We start from the raw sequence: 231 nt of genomic DNA, 5'->3' as shown, positions 1-231 counted from the left end.
GGTACGCCAACTCGGGCAGTTGTTCTTGATAAGCACGCGGTGACTCCTGATAGCACTGCCGTGGTGTCTGCTGATTCAGGGACTCATGGGGGCGTAGCTCGTTGTAGTACTGGATGAATTGATAGAAGCACACTTGCTGCTCCGTCATATGCGAAGCTGCTGTTTGGATAGCAGCCTGCTTCAAGGTTCGGTGCATCCTCTCGTGCCGCCCATTCTGCTCAGGCCTTCCTG

1 protein-coding gene is annotated in these 231 nt (G+C 55.0%); it reads right to left on the bottom strand.

What is annotated here, in order from left to right:
* A partial coding sequence (locus tag VC352_RS25670; protein ID WP_416340243.1) for an integrase core domain-containing protein occupies positions 1-231 on the bottom strand: 231 nt, incomplete at both ends.

Origin of the sequence: Pseudomonas sp. C11 (assembly GCF_034683865.1) — a bacterium.
GTDB lineage: Bacteria > Pseudomonadota > Gammaproteobacteria > Pseudomonadales > Pseudomonadaceae > Aquipseudomonas.
The sequence above is the reverse complement of the archived record's forward strand: the minus strand, read 5'-3'. Positions and strand labels throughout refer to the sequence as shown.